Below are 13,270 nucleotides of genomic sequence, written 5' to 3'. Positions count from 1 at the left end.
CATGACCAAGGAACTGCGCCGCCTCAGCATCGTCATGCTCGTGATGTTCCTCGCCCTGTTCGGGTCCACGACCTTCATCCAGGTCCTCGGCGCCGGCGACCTCACCGCCAACCCGCAGAACCGCAGGGCCCTGTACGACTCGTACGAGGTGCAGCGCGGGTCGATCATCGCCGGCGGGAGCGTGATCGCCGAGTCCGTCCCGAGCGACGACGTGTTCAGCTGGATGCGGACGTACACCGACGCGGAGATGTGGGCACCGGTCACGGGGTACATCAACCCCGTGCTGGGTGATCGGACGGGCCTCGAGCAGGCCATGAACTCCGTCCTCGCGGGCACCGACGACTCGCAGTTCCTCGCGCGCATCGAGCGGATCATCACGGGTCAGGCCCCGCGCGGCTCGAACGTGATCGTGAGCCTGGACCCGGAGCTGCAGCGCGTCGCCTACGACGCCCTCGCCGGCTACGAGGGCGCCGTCGTCGCGATGGACCCGAGCACGGGGCGCATCCTCGCGATGGCCACGAGCCCCAGCTTCGACACCAACCGCCTCGCCACGCACGACACCCGGGCCGTGAGCGCGTCGTACGACGAGCTCGTCGCCGACGCGCGCAATCCGCTCTACAACCGGGCGATCGGGGGCAACCTCGAACCCCCGGGGTCGACGTTCAAGCTCGTCGTCGCCGCGGCCGCGCTGTCCTCGGGCCAGTACACGCCGGCGTCGACGTTCCCGAACCCGGCCACCTACACGCTGCCGGGCACCGACACCGCGATCAGCAACTTCGACCGCGGCACGTGCGGCGAGGGCGAGACCGTGACGCTCGCCGACGCGCTGCGGCTCAGCTGCAACATCCCGATGGCGCAGCTCGCGATCGCGCTGGGTGACGACGTCATCCGCGCGGAGGCGGAGAAGTTCGGCTTCAACTCGTCGTTCGAGATGCCGTTGGACTCCACGCCGTCGGTGTACCCGCCGGCGCTCGACGACCCGCAGACCGGGCTCAGCGGGTTCGGTCAGGGCGACGTCATCGCCACGCCCCTGCAGATGGCCATGGTGGCGGCGGGGATCGCCAACGGCGGCGTCGTGATGAACCCGCGGATGGTGGACACCGTCGTCGCCCCCGATCTGACCATCCAGCAGACCTTCGACGACACGGAATTCCGCCGTGCGCTGACCGAGGAGATCGCCGCCCAGATGACCACCATGATGACCGCCAACGTCGCGAACGGCGCGGCGAGCGGTGCAAGAATAGACGGCGTCGACGTCGCCGGGAAGACCGGCACCGCGGAGCACGGCCCAGGCGATCCGTACACGCTCTGGTTCACGGGATTCGCTCCCGCGGAAGACCCCGAGATCGTCGTCGCCGTGATGGTCGAAAACGGTGGTGGGCTCGGTCAGAACGGCACGAGCAACGGGATCGCGGCCCCCATCGCGAAGAAAGTCATGGAGGCGGTGCTGAGCAGATGAGACCGACACAGGGTGTGAGCTTCGGCGGGCGCTACGAGCTGGACTCGCGGATCGCCGTCGGCGGCATGGGCGAGGTGTGGGAGGCCACGGACCACGTCATCGGCCGCACCGTCGCCATCAAGATCCTCAAGGACGAGTACATGGGCGACCCGGGCTTCCTCGAGCGCTTCCGCGCCGAGGCCCGCCACGCCGCCCTCGTCAACCACGAGGGCATCGCGAGCGTCTTCGACTACGGCGAGGAGAACGGCTCCGCCTTCCTCGTGATGGAGCTCGTCCCGGGCGAGGCCCTGTCGACGATCCTCGAGCGGGAAGGCCCGCTCTCCACCGACAAGACGCTCGACATCGTCGCGCAGACGGCCGCCGCCCTGCAGGCCGCGCACGCCGCCGGTCTCGTGCACCGCGACATCAAGCCCGGCAACCTGCTCATCACCCCCGACGGCCGCGTCAAGATCACCGACTTCGGCATCGCCCGGATCGCCGACCAGGTGCCGCTGACGGCGACCGGCCAGGTCATGGGGACGGTGCAGTACCTCTCCCCCGAGCAGGCCTCGGGCCATCCGGCATCCCCCGCCACCGACACGTACTCGCTGGGGATCGTCGCGTACGAGTCCCTGGCCGGCAAGCGCCCCTTCACGGGCGAGTCGCAGGTCGCGATCGCCATGGCGCAGATCAACGACGCCCCGCCGCCGCTGCCGCCGACGGTCTCCGAACCCGTGCAGAACCTCGTCATGAGCATGATCGCGAAGAAGCCCGAGGATCGGCCGGCGTCCTCCTCCGCCGTCGCGCGCGCGGCCTCGGCTCTCCGTCGCGGCGATGTCGCGGGCGCCGCCGCCATCGTGCCCGCGATCGCCGGCGCCGCGAGCGTCGACGAGGTCACCCGGTTGCTGACCGCAGGGGTCGCCACCGAGGACGCGACCCGCATCATGCCGACCACGGCCGTCATCCCCGAGGAGCAGCCGGTCGCGGAGAAGAAGAAGCGCAGCCCCTGGACCTGGCCGCTCGTCGCGCTCATCGCGCTGCTCGTGCTCGTCCTGGGCGGCACGCTGTTCGCCCTGTTCGGCCAGGGTGGCGCCCAGGAGACGCCGACGCCCAGCGACACCGCGACGCAAGCCGAGCCCACTCCCTCGGACACCCCTGTCGCGGAGCCCACGAGCATCGATCTGGCCTCGGTCGGCTTCCTCGGCAAGACGTGCGAGGAAGCGCTCGCCCTGGCGACCGAGAACGAGCTGACGAACGTGTCCTGCGGCATCGGCTCGCCCGCGCCGAGCGACGACCAGGTCGGCAAGGTCTACGAGATGAACCCGGTCGGCGGCAACGTCGACCTCGACGAGCGCATCACGCTCACCGCCTACGACGCGGCCACCGAGCTCACGACCCCCACGCCCGCCCGCATCCAGGTCGACGGCACGACGGCGGAGACGGTCGAGCAGGGCGCCGTCGTCCAGGTCGTGTGGGACGGGTACACGTGCCCGTCCGGCACGGGTTCGGTCGCGTCCTACGACCTGACGCTCATCAACGGCACCTTCTCCAACGGCGGCACGACCGGCTCGTTCCAGGGCGGCGACCGCCCCGTGGCGGTGACCGTCACGGGCGAGCCGACGCAGCTGCTCATCGTCTCGTACACCGTGAGCTGCGACGGCGCGCAGCGTCCGTCGGGGCCCGCGCCCGAGGCATCCTCGACGATCACGGCGCCGGCCCAGGAGAACCCGACCCCCGGCACCGAGGGCTGATCTCCCGGAGGCTCCCAGGCACGGTCGGTTACGCTGGGTTGTTGTCCAGCCCAGGGAGTGAAGTGTCTGCAGAGCAGCGTGTGCTGTCCGGCCGCTACCGCATCGATGAGCTCATCGGGCGAGGCGGCATGGCGAGCGTCTACCGGGGCCAGGACCTCACCCTCGGGCGCGCGGTCGCGATCAAGATCCTCAAGCCCGAGCTCGCCGCCGACAGCGCCTTCCGCACCCGCTTCCGTCTCGAGGCGCAGGCCGCCTCGCGCATGGCCCATCCCGCGGTCGTCCGCGTCTTCGACGCCGGTGAAGACGTCGAGACGAGGCCGGACGGGTCGACGGAGCCGCTCCCGTACATCGTCATGGAGCTCGTCCGCGGGCGTCTCCTGAAGGACATGATCTCGGCGGGCGGTGTCACGGTCCCCGACGCGCTCCGCTACACCGACGGCATCCTCGAGGCCCTCGAGTACTCGCACCGCGCCGGCGTCGTGCACCGCGACATCAAGCCGGGCAACGTCATGGTGACCCCGCAGGGCCAGGTCAAGGTCATGGACTTCGGCATCGCCCGCGCCGTGTCGGACTCCTCCTCCACCGTCGCGGAGACGACCGCCATCATCGGAACGGCCGCCTACTTCTCGCCCGAGCAGGCCAAGGGCGAGCCCGTCGACGGACGCGCCGACCTCTACTCGGCGGGCGTCGTGCTCTACGAGCTGCTCACCGGGCGTGCGCCGTTCCGCGGGGAGACGCCCGTCGCGGTGGCCTACCAGCACGTCAGCGAGGCTCCGCTGCCGCCGTCCGACGTCGTCGAGACGATCCCGCGCGCCCTGGATGCCATCGTGCTGCGCGCCCTCGCGAAGGACCCGTTCCAGCGCTTCCAGGACGCCGCGTCGTTCCGCGAGGCCCTGGATGCCGCGGTCGACGGCCGCTCCCCGAGCAAGCGCCACGTCGGTCAGCTCACGAGCGAGCTGTACGGCGCGAACCCGCGCCAGGCGGCCGAGACCGCGCGGTCGCTGCGCCAGCTCAGCACCGACACCACGATGCGACGGACCCAGGCCGGTCCGCCGGTGGCGTTCATCTGGTCGGGCGTCGCGGTGCTCGCCGTGCTCCTGATCTCGGTGCTCATCTGGGTCATGACGATCCGTCCCGGCACCCAGATGCCCGCGAACGCGCGGATCGTGCCGGACATCGTCGACATGTCGTGGGACCGCGCCGAGGAGCTCCTCACCGAGGAAGACCTCGAAGCCGTCCGCCTCGAGGAGAGCAACGACACGATCGCCGAGGGCAACGTCATCCGCACCGACCCGAGCACGGGCACGTCGGTCGCGGTGGGTCAGAAGATCCGCGTGTACGTGTCGACCGGCCAGGAGATGGCGGCCGTGCCGCCGCTGCAGGGTCTCACCCGCGCCGAGGCCACCGCCGCGCTCGAGGGCGCGCGTCTGCGGCTGGGCCCCGTCACGACGGCGAACGACCCCGATCTGCCCGCCGACACCGTCATGAGCGCCGGGTACGCCCAGGGCGAGGAGGTGCCCCTCGGTACGAGCGTGTCGCTGCAGGTCGCCAGCGGCCGGGTGACCCTCGTCAACCTGGAGGGCTACTCGCTCGAGGGCGCCGAGCGCGAGCTCGCCGGGATCGGCCTCACGGCCACGCGCATCGACAACCCGGATTGCGCCGGCGATCCCGCCGCGCCCGTCGTGACGGCGCAGTCGCTCGCCGCGGGGGACGTGCCGATCCACTCCGAGGTGGCCCTGACCGTCTGCACGGGCGCGCCCTGAGCGGGTCGGTCCGGGCCGTCAGACGATCGCGCGGTGCGGGTGCAGGTTCACGCCCCGCGCCGCGGCGCCCGTGAACCCGATGCCCTCCAGCCACGTGCCCAGGAGCAGGTAGCCCCCTTCGGTGAGGACGCTCTCCGGGTGGAACTGCACCCCGGTGATCGGGAGGCTCTCGTGTGCGACGCCCATGACGACCCCGGATGCCGTCGTCGCCGTCACCCGCAGCGGGGCGCGGACGGTCGCCGGGTCGATCGCGAGCGAGTGGTAGCGCGTCGCCGGGAACGGGCGGGGCAGACCTGCGAAAACGCCGGTGCCGTCGTGGTGCACGGCGGAGGTCATGCCGTGCACGGGTTCCGGCGCGTGCACGACTCTCGCGCCGAACGCCTCGCCGATCGCCTGGTGCCCCAGGCAGACACCGAGCAGGGGGATGCCGGTGCGCGCCGCCTCGTGCACCACGGCGACCGACGCGCCGGCGTCGGCCGGCGCTCCGGGACCGGGCGAGATGACGACCCCCGCCCGGCCGGCGAGCGTCCTGGCGACGTCGGTCACGGCATCCGCTTCGATCACGTCGCACGCGGCACCCAGTTCCGCGAGGTAGCCGACGAGGGTGTGGACGAAGCTGTCGTGGTTGTCCACGACCAGGACGCGCGGGGCGTCCGCCATCAGCCGCCGATCGTGGAGTCGGTGGGGGTCAGGAACTGCGACACCCACGGAAAGACGTGGAAGAACAGGCCGTACAGCACCGCCGCCACGGCGAGGGTCAGCAGGATGATCCGCAGCCAGGCCGGGCCCGGCAGCGCACGCCACAGTGCCGCGTACATCAGGCGGCCACCCCCTCGGTCAGGGACGCCGGCGGACCGTCGGCGACCGGCGTGAAGTCCTCGAACACGGCGTACGCGATGATGCGCTCGAGCATGTTGAGCTTGGGTGCGCAGCTCGTGAGCGTGAGGTAGCGCTCGTCGGCCGCGACAGAGGGCTGCTGGGGGACGGGCGAGAGCACCTCGACCTCCGTGTCCTGCACGTACTCGAGGGTCCGGAAACGGTAGGTGTACCAGCCGTCCTGGGTCTGGATGACGATGGCGTCGCCCACCACGAGGCGGTCGATGGGGTCGAACGGCGCGCCGGAGGTCCACCGGTGCGCCGCGTACACGGTGTTGCCGACCTCGCCGGGCATCGCGGTGTCGGGGTAGTGCCCGATCTCCCCGCGGTCGAGGATGTCGGAGCGCGTGACGCCGCCGGCGATCGTGAACTGCCAGTCCGCGCCGAACCGCGGCACGAACATGACCCCGAACTGCTCGCCGTGCTCCGGCTGGGCCCGGACCGGGATGACGGTCTCCGCAGGCGCGGTGGGAGTCGCCTCGGGCGCGGTCTCCTCGGGCGCGGTCGTCGGGCTGGGTGCCGGCTCGCTCTGCCACTTCTCGACGAGCGCCGAGGCCTCGGCGTGCTTCTGGCTGCCGATGATGAGATCGCCGATCCACATCTGGTACGACACGTACAGCAGGACGACGACGCCGAGGGTGATCAGCACCTCGCCCAGGATGCTGAGGACCGAGGCCCGGGGGCGGGACCGCCGGCTTCGCCTCGTCGTCTCGTCGCCCACAGGCCGATTGTACTCAGGGCCGCCTGTGGCGCGGCTGGGTCGGCGCCCCGCGCCCGGTAGAATCACACGCATGGCACGTGCAGGCAAGGACGACGAACCGCTGGTCGAGCACCCCGAGGGTGGCGCTGCTCCGAACCCGGTGTGGTTCAAGCCCATCATGCTGGGTCTCATGCTGCTGGGGCTCGCCTGGGTGCTGGTGTTCTACCTCAGCTCGATGGCCTTCCCCATCCCGGGCATCGGCCCGTGGAACCTCGTGATCGGCTTCGGCATCGCGTTCGTCGGCTTCCTCATGACGACACGCTGGCGCTGACGCGCCACCGACTTCCCACACATCCACTCACAGGCTGTGAATTACACCGGTGTGATTCATCCCCACCCTGTGGATGAACCTGTGGATAACTCCCCGCTCGCTCAGGCGTAGACGAACGCGGGGATGACGAGGAGCGCCAGCAGCGCGACCGCGATCCCGACCAGCAGCCACAGCTGCGCGCGCTGCTGACGGATGGCACGTGTGCGGGCGAAAACGAATCCCACGAGCAGGCCCACGAGGCCGCCGCCGATGTGCGCCTGCCACGAGATGTTCGACCCGGGCAGGAAGGTGATCACGAGGTTCAGGCCCAGGATCACGGCGATCGCGGTGACATTGGCGCCCAAGTGCCGGCCGATGACGAACATCGCGCCGAGCAGCCCCCACACCGCACCGGAGGCTCCCACGACCCACGTGCCCGGGGCCAGCAGCGCGACAAGCACCGACCCGCCGAGCGCGCTCAGCAGGTAGAGCGCGAGGAACCGCATCCGCCCCAGCAAGGGCTCCAGACTCCGGCCCAGCGCCCACAGCGCCAGCATGTTGAGAGCGACGTGCCAGATGCCGGCGTGCACGAGGGTCACGGTGACCAGCCGCCACGGCTGGAAGTTCGCGCCGGGGAAGACGAAGACGCTGTTGAACGCGAGCAGCCATTCCACGAAGGGTCCCACGCCGGGGATCAGTCCGACGAGGAACATGACCGACGTCAGGGCCACGAGGGTGTACGTCACGAGGGGGCGATCGGACGTTCCGCTGCGGCGCCGCCCGCGCGGCATCCGCGTCACGTTCGTCGCCTTCGCACCGCGCTGCTGCTCGGCGAGGCACTCCGGGCAGATGACGCCGACCGGCATCTGCGTCTGGCACTCCGGGCAGATGGTGCGCAGGCAGCGCTGGCACAGCACGAAGCTCTGCCGATCCGGATGCCGGTAGCAGTAGTTCTCCGGGTTGCTCCGGTAGTCGGTGGAGCTCACGCGCGGTGCGTCAGACGGCGACGACGTCGACCGAGGCGAGGACGACCGGCTCGACGGGGCGATCGCCGGCGCCGGTGGGCACGGCGGCGATGGCGTCCACGACGGCACGCGACGCGTCATCGGCGACCTCGCCGAAGATCGTGTGCTTGCCCTGCAGCCACGGGGTCGGGTCCGTCGTGATGAAGAACTGCGACCCGTTGGTCCCCTCGGGCTTGCCCGTGATCGCGTTGCGACGCAGACCCGCGTTGGCCATCGCCAGCACATAGGGCTTCGTGAAGTCGAGCTCGGGGCTGATCTCGTCGTTGAACGTGTAGCCGGGGCCGCCGACGCCCTGGCCGAGCGGGTCGCCGCCCTGGATCATGAAGCCCGGGATGATGCGGTGGAAGACGACGTCCTTGTACAGCGGGCCCTCGCCCGGCTGGCCGGTGGCGGGGTCGGTCCAGGCGCCGGTGCCGTCTGCGAGGCCGGTGAAGTTCTGCACCGTGCGCGGTGCGTGATCGCCGAAGAGGTTGACGACGATGTCGCCGTGGTTGGTGTGCAGAGTCGCGACAGCGGTGTGAAGGGCCATGCCTCCCATTCTCACATCTGTCAACCCCTCGCGCGTTCGCCGTGGTCTGGCAAGATGGGGGGAAACGTCTCCGATTAGAGGAGGGCCCCGTGAGCCTGAGCCGCAAGCGCAAGAAGGAACTCCGCAAGCTTCAAGAGCAGGCCAACAACCTGTGGGAGTCGCAGCAGGTTCTGCTGGGGCAGGTGGGTGCGGTCGCCCGCGAAGCCGGCCGCCAGCTGGGCAACTACAGCCGTGAGCAGGTGGCGCCGACCGTGCAGCACACGTATGAGAAGTACGCAGCACCCTACGTCGACAAGGGCGTGACGACCTCCAAGCAGGTCTACAACCGGAAGCTCGTCCCCGCGGCGGGCGCCGTCGTCGGCTCTGCCCTGTCGGTGTGGGATGCCGCGAACGACACGCGGGAGCGTCTCGCCGCGGGCCGCGCGCCGAGCCCGGTCGATTTCGCCGCCTTCGCCAAGCGCGCCGAGAAGCACGGGAAGGATGCCGCGAAGCGGCTCACCATCCGGGAGGCTCCGGCACCCAAGGGCCTCGGCGCCGGAAGTGTCATCGCGATCATCCTCGGTGTGGGCGCCGCCCTGGGCGTGCTCTACGCCGCGTGGCAGACGCTGCGCGCCGACGACGAGCTGTGGGTGGCGGACGACCCGCTGCGCGCACCGGATGCCTGACCCGCTCGACCGGGTCAGAACCGCCGCAGCAGAACGCGGCCTCGACATCGAGCTGCGCCCCCGTCCGGAGGCGCGCAGTCTCGTCGAGGCCGCGTCGCTGTTGGGGCTGCAGCCCGCGGACATCATCAAGACGCTCGTGGTCAAGCGAGCGGACGACACCTACCTGTTCGCCCTGATCCCCGGCGATCGGGCGATCTCGTGGCCGAAGCTGCGTGCCGTGGTGGGCGTGAACCGTCTGCAGCTGCCCGATCCCGCCCTCGCCCTCGCCGCCACCGGCTACGAGCGCGGCACGATCGTGCCCATCGGCAGCACGACGCCGTGGCCCGTCTACGCGGACGAGTCGATCCGGGGCCGCCGCATCGCCATGGGTGCGGGCGCCCACGGCTACAGTCTGTTCGTCGAGGCGGATGCGCTCATCGCGGCGTACGACGGGATCGTCGCCGACATCTCGCAGGAGATTCCCTAGTCCGGGCTCAGCACGCCCGCCATCCGCAGCCCGACGTCGACGAGCTTCACATGCGGAAGCTGCGGGATGGCGCTGACCGGGAACCAGTCCGCCCGGTCGGTCGACCCGTCGACCTCATTGCGCAGCCGCCCCCCGGTGATACGGGCGCGGTAGAGGATGCGCAGGGCGTGCAGCGCCTCCGTGTGCCCCGGCTGCACGCGCCGGGACGCCGGGATCACGTGCGAGTCGATGCCGAGGAGTCCGTCCAGCTGCACCCGGAAGCCGGTCTCCTCGCGCACCTCGCGTCGTGCCGCCGTCTCGGGATCCTCACCGGGCTCGAGTCCGCCGCCGGGCAGAGTCCACGCCGCGCGGCGCCCCTCGACCCAGTGCGCGAGCAGCACGTGGTCGCTGTCGTCGATGATGACGGCGTACGCCGCGACGCGCAGGTCCATTCCGGCACCCTACCGAACGCGGCCCCCGGAACGTCGAAGAGGCCGGCCCGATGGGCCGGCCTCTTCGTCCTGTGGAGCCTAGGAGATTCGAACTCCTGACATCCTGCTTGCAAAGCAGGCGCTCTACCAACTGAGCTAAGGCCCCGCGGGGGATGTGTTGTGTGGGGCTACCAGGACTTGAACCTGGGACCTCTTCATTATCAGTGAAGCGCTCTAACCGCCTGAGCTATAGCCCCGTCTGGAGATCGGCGTCGCCGCCGTCAACCTCCAAGACTTTACCCGAATCACGGGCAATCCCGAAATCCGGTCAGTTCGAGGTGAACCCCACGAGCAGACCGCCCGTGACCTTGACCATCAGGTTGTAGATCCCCGCGACGACGGCGCCCAGCACCGTCACGACGATGAGGTTGAGGATCGCGACGATCGCGGCGAACGCCATCACCTGCGGGAGGTTCAGGAACGCGCTCAGCTGGAAGCTGCCGTCCGTGAACGCGAGGAAGAACTCGTCGAGCTTGCCGATGAGGTTCGTCGTCTGCAGGACCATGAAGATGAGGAACACCGATACGATCGTCACGATCGCGAGGGCGACCGCCGCCAGGAACGACAGCTTCACGGCGGACCAGAAGTCCACGTACACCAGGCGCAGGCGCACCTGCTTGGAGCTGGTCTTGCTGGACGATTTCTTGGCCAGCTTGTCGGCTACCGTGCTCATGCGTCAGTGTCACTCTCTTCGGGGCTCGCAGGCGGGGCGTCATCTGCGGCGGCGGAGGCGGCATCCTCGGATGCCGCGGCTTCGGCGGCCTGAGCCAGCCCACGCTCACCGTTGCGGGCGATCGCGAGGATGCGATCGTCGTCATCGGGGCGGGCGAACACGACACCCATGGTGTCGCGACCCTTGGCGGGGACCTCGGCCACGGCAGAGCGTACCACCTTGCCGCTGGCAAGAACCACCAAGACCTCGTCGTCCTCGGCGACCATCATGCCGCCCGCGAGCACGCCGCGATCCTCGTTCAGCTTGGCCACCTTGATGCCGAGTCCACCGCGTCCCTGGACGCGGTACTGGTCGACGGAGGTCCGCTTGGCGTAGCCGCCCTCCGTGACGACGAACACGAAATCGGTGTCGCGCGCGACGGATGCCGACAGCAGACTGTCGTCCTCGCGGAACGACATCCCCTTCACGCCCTCGGTCGCGCGGCCCATCGGCCGGAGCGAATCATCGCCGGCCGTGAAGCGCAGCGACATGCCGTGACGGGAGATGAGCAGGATGTCGTCGGTCTCGTCGACCAGCAGGGCGCTGACCAGCTCGTCGCCGTCCTCGTCGTCCTGGCCGCGCAGGCGGATCGCGATGATGCCGCCCTGCCGGTTGGTGTCGTAATCGGTGAGCGCCGTCTTCTTGATCTTGCCGTCGCGCGTCGCGAGCACGAGGTACTGCGCGGCGCTGTAGTCGCGGAGGGCCAGGATCTGCGCGATCTCCTCGCCGGGCTGCAGCGCGAGGAGGTTCGCGACGTGCTGGCCCTTCGCATCGCGGCCGGCCTCCGGGACTTCGTAGCCCTTCGAGCGGTACACGCGCCCCTTCGTCGTGAAGAAGAGGAGCCAGTGGTGGGTCGTCGTGACGAAGAAGTGCTCGACGACGTCGTCGGCGCGCAGCTGCGCGCCCTTGACGCCCTTACCTCCGCGGTGCTGCGAGCGGTAGTTGTCGCTGCGGGTGCGCTTGATGTACCCGTCGCGGGTGACGGTGATGACCATCTCCTCCTCGGGGATCAGGTCCTCCATCGACATGTCGCCGTCGAAACCGTGCAGGATGTGCGTGCGGCGCTCGTCGCCGAAGCGGTCGACGATCTCGGTGAGCTCGTCGCGGATGATCGTGCGCTGCCGGAGCGGGCTCGCGAGGATCGCGTTGTAGTCCGTGATCTTCAGCTCGAGCGCCGTGGCCTCGTCGACGATCTTCTGCCGTTCGAGGGCGGCGAGGCGACGCAGCTGCATCGACAGGATGGCATCCGCCTGCGCGTCGTCGATCTCGAGCAGGGCCTTCAGGCCCTCGCGCGCCTCGTCCACGGTCGGGGACCGGCGGATGAGCGCGATGACCTCGTCGAGCGCATCGAGCGCCTTGAGGTAGCCGCGCAGGATGTGCATGCGCTTCTCGGCCTCACGGAGCCGGTACTGCGTACGCCGGACGATGACCTCGACCTGGTGCTCGATCCACAGCGTCACGAATCCGTCGAGCGGCAGCGTGCGGGGCACGCCGTCGACGATCGCGAGCATGTTGGCGCCGAAGTTCTCCTGCAGCTGCGTGTGCTTGTACAGGTTGTTGAGGACGACCTTCGCGACGGCATCCCGCTTCAGCACGATGACGAGCCGCTGACCCGTGCGGTCGGAGGTCTCGTCGCGGATGTCGGCGATGCCGCTGAGCTTGCCGTCGCGGGCGAGGTCGCGGATCTTGGCGGCGACGTTGTCGGGGTTGACCTGGTAGGGCAGCTCCGTGACGACGAGGCACGTGCGCCCCTGGATCTCCTCGACGTTGACGACGGCGCGCATCGTGATCGACCCGCGCCCCGTGCGCTGCGCGTCGCGGATGCCGCGGGTGCCGAGGATCTGCGCGCCGGTCGGGAAGTCCGGTCCGGGGATGCGCTGCATGAGCTGCTCGAGCAGCTCCTCGCGCGGCGCGTCGGGGTTCTCCAGCGACCAGAGTGCACCGTCGGCGACCTCGCGGAGGTTGTGCGGCGGGATGTTGGTCGCCATGCCGACGGCGATGCCGACGGAGCCGTTGACGAGGAGGTTCGGGAAGCGCGCCGGGAGGACGGTGGGCTCCTGCGTGCGGCCGTCGTAGTTGTCCTCGAAATCGACGGTCTCCTCGTCGATGTCGCGGACCATCTCGAGGGCGAGCTGGGCCATCTTCGTCTCGGTGTACCGCGGGGCGGCCGCGCCCATGTTGCCGGGCGAGCCGAAGTTGCCCTGCCCGTCGGCGAGCGGATAGCGCAGCGACCACGGCTGCACGAGGCGGACGAGCGCGTCGTAGATCGCGCTGTCACCGTGCGGGTGGTACTGGCCCATGACCTCGCCGACGACGCGCGCGCACTTCGAGTACGCCTTGTCCGGACGGTAGCCGCCGTCGTACATGCCGTAGATGACGCGGCGGTGGACGGGCTTGAGGCCGTCGCGGACGTCGGGCAGGGCGCGCCCGACGATGACGCTCATCGCGTAGTCGAGGTAGCTGCGCTGCATCTCGACCTGGAGGTCGACCTGGTCGATGTTGCCGTGCGAGTAGCCCTCGGGCAGTTCGGGGCGCTGTTGGTCAGTCATGTTCTCTCAGTTCCGT

14 protein-coding genes and 2 tRNA genes are annotated in these 13,270 nt (G+C 69.8%); 6 read left to right on the top strand and 10 right to left on the bottom strand.

The genetic code is table 11. The features are described 5' to 3' along the window. Position 1 precedes the first annotated feature (1 nt). From MSA03_RS05180 to pknB, 3 genes are all read left to right on the top strand, one after another. Positions 2-1,459 (top strand): peptidoglycan D,D-transpeptidase FtsI family protein, encoded by a 1,458-nt coding sequence (locus MSA03_RS05180; protein WP_147049907.1) that lies wholly within the window; start codon positions 2-4, stop codon positions 1,457-1,459. After that, complete coding sequence (locus MSA03_RS05175; RefSeq protein ID WP_028496206.1) at positions 1,456-3,189, top strand: serine/threonine-protein kinase; 1,734 nt, start codon at positions 1,456-1,458, stop codon at positions 3,187-3,189. Before MSA03_RS05180 ends, MSA03_RS05175 begins: the two co-directional genes overlap by 4 nt. A gap of 62 nt (positions 3,190-3,251) precedes the next feature. Continuing rightward, positions 3,252-4,952, top strand: coding sequence for a Stk1 family PASTA domain-containing Ser/Thr kinase (pknB, locus tag MSA03_RS05170; RefSeq protein ID WP_147049906.1), 1,701 nt, complete (start codon positions 3,252-3,254; stop codon positions 4,950-4,952). 18 nt (positions 4,953-4,970) lie between these two features. Here the strand turns inward: pknB and MSA03_RS05165 are convergent, their stop codons facing one another. Genes MSA03_RS05165 through MSA03_RS05160 form a run of 3 tightly spaced genes read right to left on the bottom strand, consistent with a single transcriptional unit; the run spans position 4,971 to position 6,549 of the window. Then, positions 4,971-5,612, bottom strand: a complete 642-nt coding sequence (locus MSA03_RS05165) for an anthranilate synthase component II (RefSeq protein WP_147049905.1) — start codon at positions 5,610-5,612, stop codon at positions 4,971-4,973. Further along, positions 5,612-5,770 carry a hypothetical protein gene (locus MSA03_RS14320; protein WP_036272641.1) on the bottom strand — a complete coding sequence of 53 codons (159 nt, stop codon included), beginning with the start codon at positions 5,768-5,770 and terminating at the stop codon, positions 5,612-5,614. Before MSA03_RS14320 ends, MSA03_RS05165 begins: the two co-directional genes overlap by 1 nt. Beyond that, entirely contained in the window at positions 5,770-6,549 is a 780-nt protein-coding gene (locus MSA03_RS05160) for a class E sortase (RefSeq protein WP_244946325.1), read from the bottom strand. Before MSA03_RS05160 ends, MSA03_RS14320 begins: the two co-directional genes overlap by 1 nt. A gap of 70 nt (positions 6,550-6,619) precedes the next feature. On the opposite strand from MSA03_RS05160, the gene MSA03_RS05155 reads away from it, so the two are divergent. After that, entirely contained in the window at positions 6,620-6,859 is a 240-nt protein-coding gene (locus MSA03_RS05155) for a cell division protein CrgA (protein WP_147049903.1), read from the top strand. Positions 6,860-6,960: 101 nt separating this feature from the next. Here the strand turns inward: MSA03_RS05155 and MSA03_RS05150 are convergent, their stop codons facing one another. Then, positions 6,961-7,824, bottom strand: coding sequence for a rhomboid family intramembrane serine protease (locus MSA03_RS05150; protein WP_147049902.1), 864 nt, complete (start codon positions 7,822-7,824; stop codon positions 6,961-6,963). Between the two features lie 10 nt (positions 7,825-7,834). Further along, on the bottom strand, positions 7,835-8,392 hold the full coding sequence (locus MSA03_RS05145; protein ID WP_147049901.1) for a peptidylprolyl isomerase: 558 nt from the start codon (positions 8,390-8,392) through the stop codon (positions 7,835-7,837). A gap of 89 nt (positions 8,393-8,481) precedes the next feature. On the opposite strand from MSA03_RS05145, the gene MSA03_RS05140 reads away from it, so the two are divergent. After that, entirely contained in the window at positions 8,482-9,057 is a 576-nt protein-coding gene (locus MSA03_RS05140; protein ID WP_028496213.1) for a hypothetical protein, read from the top strand. Continuing rightward, on the top strand, positions 9,050-9,523 hold the full coding sequence (locus MSA03_RS05135; RefSeq protein WP_147049900.1) for an aminoacyl-tRNA deacylase: 474 nt from the start codon (positions 9,050-9,052) through the stop codon (positions 9,521-9,523). The genes MSA03_RS05140 and MSA03_RS05135 overlap by 8 nt, the downstream gene beginning before the upstream one ends. On the opposite strand, the gene MSA03_RS05130 is transcribed toward MSA03_RS05135, so the two are convergent. The 5 genes from MSA03_RS05130 to gyrA form a co-directional block, all read right to left on the bottom strand. Next, positions 9,520-9,954: an NUDIX hydrolase gene (locus tag MSA03_RS05130; RefSeq protein WP_147049899.1), complete on the bottom strand. Its 435-nt coding sequence runs from the start codon at positions 9,952-9,954 to the stop codon at positions 9,520-9,522. The two genes, MSA03_RS05135 and MSA03_RS05130, sit on opposite strands and share 4 nt — an antisense overlap. 72 nt (positions 9,955-10,026) lie before the next feature. Further along, positions 10,027-10,099 (bottom strand) — tRNA-Ala (locus MSA03_RS05125). Positions 10,100-10,116: 17 nt separating this feature from the next. Then, positions 10,117-10,190: transfer RNA gene (locus MSA03_RS05120), tRNA-Ile, on the bottom strand. A gap of 71 nt (positions 10,191-10,261) precedes the next feature. Further along, positions 10,262-10,666 (bottom strand): DUF3566 domain-containing protein, encoded by a 405-nt coding sequence (locus MSA03_RS05115; protein ID WP_028496216.1) that lies wholly within the window; start codon positions 10,664-10,666, stop codon positions 10,262-10,264. Beyond that, positions 10,663-13,254, bottom strand: a complete 2,592-nt coding sequence (gene gyrA, locus MSA03_RS05110) for a DNA gyrase subunit A (protein ID WP_147049898.1) — start codon at positions 13,252-13,254, stop codon at positions 10,663-10,665. The genes MSA03_RS05115 and gyrA overlap by 4 nt, the downstream gene beginning before the upstream one ends. Positions 13,255-13,270: the final 16 nt, after the last annotated feature.

This window comes from Microbacterium saccharophilum, assembly GCF_007992455.1.
GTDB lineage: Bacteria > Actinomycetota > Actinomycetes > Actinomycetales > Microbacteriaceae > Microbacterium > Microbacterium saccharophilum.
The sequence above is the reverse complement of the archived record's forward strand: the minus strand, read 5'-3'. Positions and strand labels throughout refer to the sequence as shown.